Consider the following 4,648-nt stretch of genomic DNA (forward strand, 5'->3'; position numbering starts at 1 on the left):
GAGGATATGTCGCGGCCGCGCCGGTCCAGCTGCCGAGTTTTTCGAGCGCATGCACGACATTGGCGTGCGGCAAGGTGCGGCCGGTATTTTCGCCGCGCGAAACCGGCACCTCGACCACGCCCTTGGCATAGCGCACCAGCCAGACATCGGCGTGGCCGCCAGGTGCGGCGCCGGCGCCGATGCTGATCTTGCCGCCATCGAGTGACAATGCCGGGCCGCTTGTCCGGCCGCTCGCCGCAATCAGCTTTTCGATTTCGCCGGGTGCGGCACCGACGACATCGGCATGGCCGTTGACCACCACTTGCGGCGTGAACGGCCCGTCATGACCGAGCGCCGGCTCATAACTGACCTGGCGCCGGGTGAATTCCTGTTTTCCGAAGATATCCTTCCAGCCGAGATAGTCCCAGTAGGTGACGTTGAACGACAGCGCCAGCACGCCGGGCTGGTCCTTGACCTTGATCAGATTGGCATTGGCCGGCGGGCAGGACGAGCAGCCCTGGCTGGTGAACAGCTCGACCACGCTGAGCGGCTGGGCCGCCGCCGCACCGAGCGACGCTGCCAGCGCAATCGCCGAGAGGCTGGACACTTTGATGAACGTACAGGATCGCGACATCGGCTTGCTCCGTGGGCGGCGGCGCCTGGAAGCACCGCAGATATCCCCACTTCGCCGCTGTCGGCGCCTTCGTTACAGCGCTCACCGGTTTGTGATCGGGCCGCAGGCGTTCTTCCCTTCTCCCCCTGTGGGAGAAGGTGTCGCCGCAGGCGACGGATGAGGGGTGTTCCAGGGAAAGCCAACGTCTCACTCCGCTGGAACACCCCTCATCCGTCTCGGCGCTACGCGCCGATCCACCTTCTCCCACAGGGGGAGAAGGGAAGAACGCGCCCCTACCGCCAAGGCTGTAGGCTGGTATCCCGTACATAGGCGATGATGGTATCGCAAACGGCGTTCATGTCTTTCAGAACGTCATCGTTCCAAAAGCGCAAAATGCGAAAGCCTTTCTCTTCCAGGTGAGTTTTGCGGACGCGGTCAGACTCCAACTCCGCATGCTGGCTGCCATCGATCTCGACGACCAAGCGTGCTTCGAAGCAGACGAAATCAGCAATGTACTTTCCAATGGGAACCTGGCGCCGAAATTTTATCCGGTCGAGCCTGCGGTCGCGCAGTTCATGCCACAGCCGGTCTTCCGCTTCCGTCATTACACACCGGAGCGAACGGGCGAAGCTTCGTTTGGCTGGCGGGACAGGTTGATGCGGCATGGCTTAGATTAGCCGGCTATTGCGCTCCGTCCAGCACCCCTCATCCGTCTCGGCGCTACGCGCCGATCCACCTTCTCCCGCAAGGGGAGAAGGCAAGAGGAGCAGCATCTACTGCGTCAGCAGTGTGTCGGACGGTCGCTTGTTGAAGTCGCACTTGCCCATCACGCTGTAGAAGAAGTCGGCGTTCGTAACGTCTGGCAGTGGAGGATTGTTGCCGCCGTCTTCCCATGCCTGATCGCTGGTCTCGCTGCAGGGCACCACGGCGAAGATGTCGACGACCGTGTTGCTGGCAACCTCGACGGGGAGGTATTTGGAAGGGTTCAGGGCCTTTTGTGCCGCGGTGCTGTACCCGGCGCCGAGGTAGAGCCGGTTCGACGTGTCTGTATTGTTCGACCTGAGCGGGTTGACCGGCCCGGACGGCACATCCATCTGCAGATAGAGCTTGTCCATCGTGCTCACGTTGATTGTTGCGCCACTGCTGTTTCCGGCGGAATTCGTGGTCGCGCACGTCGTCTTGAAATAGACGGTGGAGCCGTTCGTTTTTCCGCTTTTTGCCACCGCGGTGCTTTTGTAAACTCCCGCAGTGGCCGTGAAATCGGTTGTTGATCCTACTGTCGTGCACAGTTGGGTCTGAACCAGCGTATCGGTTGGTCCCGTGGTAATAGTTGTCGTCCCGTAACCTTTCGGCTCGGCAGCGGTATAGGTCTTACCACCGCTCGTATAGGAATAACTATACGCTTTGTAGTTATAGTTGGCCTTCATCATGGCCGTCGGCGTGGTCGTGGAGGTCCAACCGTAGGGAAGGCCGTACAGAGTCATGGTCTTGTTCCAGTAGCCCGAAACGTGATCGACATTGAACGTAGCTTCGACCAGCGCCGGCGTCTTGCTCACCGCCGACGCGACGCCGACCGTTACCGTGGGAATCCTGGCGATCTGCATGAACACGGTCGGCATGGCGAAACTTGCCGAGGCCTGCGCGGTGGCGGTGCCGTTGGCGCTGACGTCGAAGCTGTTCAGCGTCGCGGTGCCCTGTCCACCATTGGCCACGTAGGAAGCCTGCATCGCCACCTGGCGCTGCGGCTTCGTCGAGGCCGTATCCATCGTGGTGATCGACAGGATCGCGGCGTCGAGTGCCGCCTGCTCGGTCGACCTGGTCTGGACAGCGGAGGTGTAGTCGACGGAAAAGCCGATCGCCGTGATCAACGGTATCATGGCAAGAATGAGTATCGGTGCGAACGAGCCGCTCCGCGACTCGATAAAACTGCCTGCAAGCCCCCGCATGCCTTCGTCCTTACATCAGATATTTCCCTCCGCTAACATCCCGTTCGCAAATTATGCTCTAACGGGCTTGGTTAAAATTTATAGATTTTTCGCGAAAAGCGCGAAAAAAGCGACAGGCGCCCGTGCTGCCTGCTCCGGCAAAGGCGCACAGCTTGCTCGGGCAAGCCACCCCTGCTAAACGCGCGCCATGAGCACGCCCCTCGACCACATCCGCAATTTCTCCATCGTCGCCCATATCGACCATGGCAAATCCACGCTTGCCGACAGGCTGATCCAGCTGACCGGCGGGCTGGAGCTGCGCGACATGAAGGAGCAGGTGCTGGACTCGATGGACATCGAGCGCGAGCGCGGCATCACCATCAAGGCGCAGACGGTGCGGCTGAAGTACCGCGCCAACAATGGCGAGGACTATATCCTCAATTTGATCGATACGCCCGGCCATGTCGACTTCGCCTATGAAGTGTCGCGGTCGCTGGCCGCCTGCGAGGGCTCGCTGCTGGTCGTCGATGCCTCCCAGGGCGTCGAGGCGCAGACGCTGGCCAATGTCTACCAGGCGATCGACAACAACCACGAGATCGTCGTGGTGCTGAACAAGGTCGACCTGCCGGCCGCCGAGCCCGAGCGCATCCGCGAGCAGGTCGAGGAGGTGATCGGCATCGACGCCTCCAACGCCGTGCTGATCTCGGCCAAGACCGGCCTTGGCATTCCGGACGTCCTGGAGGCCATCGTCCACCAATTGCCGCCGCCGCGCGAAGGCGACGCCACGGCGCCCCTGAAGGCGATGCTGGTCGACTCCTGGTACGACGCCTATCTCGGCGTCATCGTGCTGGTGCGCGTCATCGACGGCGTGCTGAAGAAGGGCCAGACCATCCGCATGATGGGCACCGGCGCCAAATATCTGGTCGAGCGCACCGGCGTGTTCACGCCGGCGCGCATCAATGTCGACGAGCTCGGCCCCGGCGAGTTCGGCTTCTTCACCGGCTCGATCAAGGAAGTGGCCGACACCCGCGTCGGCGACACCATCACCGAGGACAAGCGCGCCACTGCCAAGGCGCTGCCCGGCTTCAAGCCGGCGCAGCCGGTGGTGTTCTGCGGCCTGTTCCCGGTCGACGCCGCCGATTTCGAGGATCTGCGCGCCGCGGTCGGCAAATTGCGCCTCAACGACGCCAGCTTCTCCTTTGAGATGGAGACCAGCGCAGCGCTCGGCTTCGGCTATCGCTGCGGCTTCCTTGGCCTCTTACATCTCGAAATCATCCAGGAGCGGCTGGAGCGCGAGTTCAACCTCGACCTGATCGCCACGGCACCGAGCGTCGTTTATCGGCTGGCTCTGACCGACGGCTCGATGAAGGAACTGCACAACCCGGCCGACATGCCCGACGTGGTGAAGATCTCGGCGATCGAGGAGCCGTGGATCCGCGCCACCATATTGACCCCCGACGACTATCTCGGCGGTATCCTGAAGCTCTGCCAGGACCGGCGCGGCATCCAGGCCGACCTGTCCTATGTCGGCAAGCGCGCCATGCTGATCTACGACCTGCCGCTCAACGAGGTCGTCTTCGATTTCTACGACCGGCTGAAGTCGATCTCCAAGGGCTACGCCTCCTTCGACTATCACCTGACCGACTACCGCGAGGGCGACCTGGTGAAGATGTCGATCCTGGTCAATGAGGAGCCGGTCGATGCGCTTTCCATGCTGGTGCACCGCACGGCGGCGGAAAAGCGCGGCCGGCAGATGTGCGAGAAGCTGAAGGAGCTGATCCCGAACCACCTGTTCAAGATCCCGATCCAGGCCGCGATCGGCGGCAAGGTCATCGCCCGGGAAACCATCTCGGCGCTGCGCAAGGACGTCACCGCCAAATGCTACGGCGGCGACGTCTCGCGCAAACGCAAGCTGCTGGATAAGCAGAAAGAAGGCAAGAAGCGGATGCGGCAGTTCGGCAAGGTCGATATTCCGCAGGAGGCGTTTATCCAGGCGCTGAAGATGGGCGATTGAGAAGCCGGTTGGTGCGCGCAGCGCGCCAAGTCATCGATCCGGTGGATCGATGGCAGGCTTCGAAAGCGGGGGAGCTGCCGGAGGCAGCGGGCCCCCCGCCAGCGCGGCGCTGACGCT

Annotated in this window: 4 protein-coding genes; 1 reads left to right on the plus strand and 3 read right to left on the minus strand. The window is 62.2% G+C overall.

What is annotated here, in order from left to right; genetic code table 11:
* The 3 genes from EN991_RS24255 to EN991_RS24265 all read right to left on the minus strand — a co-directional run.
* A partial coding sequence (locus EN991_RS24255; RefSeq protein WP_127369711.1) for a DUF1223 domain-containing protein occupies nucleotides 1-613 on the minus strand: 613 nt, incomplete at its 3' end.
* Between the two features lie 272 nt (nucleotides 614-885).
* On the minus strand, nucleotides 886-1,257 hold the full coding sequence (locus tag EN991_RS24260; RefSeq protein WP_127369712.1) for an endonuclease domain-containing protein: 372 nt from the start codon (nucleotides 1,255-1,257) through the stop codon (nucleotides 886-888).
* A gap of 108 nt (nucleotides 1,258-1,365) precedes the next feature.
* Nucleotides 1,366-2,538 (minus strand): TadE/TadG family type IV pilus assembly protein, encoded by a 1,173-nt coding sequence (locus tag EN991_RS24265; protein WP_024504099.1) that lies wholly within the window; start codon nucleotides 2,536-2,538, stop codon nucleotides 1,366-1,368.
* A 187-nt stretch (nucleotides 2,539-2,725) separates the two neighbouring features.
* Here EN991_RS24265 and lepA point away from each other — a divergent pair, with 187 nt between their 5' ends.
* Entirely contained in the window at nucleotides 2,726-4,531 is a 1,806-nt protein-coding gene (gene lepA, locus EN991_RS24270) for a translation elongation factor 4 (protein WP_063169622.1), read from the plus strand.
* Nucleotides 4,532-4,648 lie beyond the last annotated feature (117 nt).

Source organism: Mesorhizobium sp. M7A.F.Ca.US.005.03.2.1, from assembly GCF_003997795.1.
Classification (GTDB): Bacteria; Pseudomonadota; Alphaproteobacteria; order Rhizobiales; family Rhizobiaceae; genus Mesorhizobium; species Mesorhizobium ciceri.